At 66.1% G+C, this 280-nt stretch carries 1 protein-coding gene; it reads right to left on the reverse strand.

Features of this window, described 5'->3' with window-relative positions:
- The coding region (locus Q8X48_RS29970; RefSeq protein ID WP_407802827.1) for a hypothetical protein at positions 1–280 on the reverse strand (280 nt) is incomplete at both ends.

Genomic DNA, 280 nt, shown 5'->3' on the forward strand with positions numbered 1-280 from the left:
CTGCTGCTGTAGTTCCAGCCGGTTTGATCGACCGAGAAGCCGGCCACCAGTGCCGCGGCTTGCGCCGCACCGAGGGTGCCGCCGCTCCAGGCGATGTCGTTGTTGGCGGTCTGGCTGACCGTCACGATGTCGTTGCTGTCCAGATCGGCAAAGCTCAGCGCCCCGCTGTCGCTCAGCGTGGCTGTGCCATTGCCTTCGTTCATCGCGCCGGTCGTGTCGTCGATGCTCAGCGTCGGCTGGTCGTTGGTCCCGGTCAGGGTGATCGTCACCGTCTGCGGTG

Origin of the sequence: Pseudomonas sp. QLc11A (genome assembly GCF_052112305.1) — a bacterium.
Lineage (GTDB): Bacteria > Pseudomonadota > Gammaproteobacteria > Pseudomonadales > Pseudomonadaceae > Aquipseudomonas > Aquipseudomonas laurylsulfatiphila.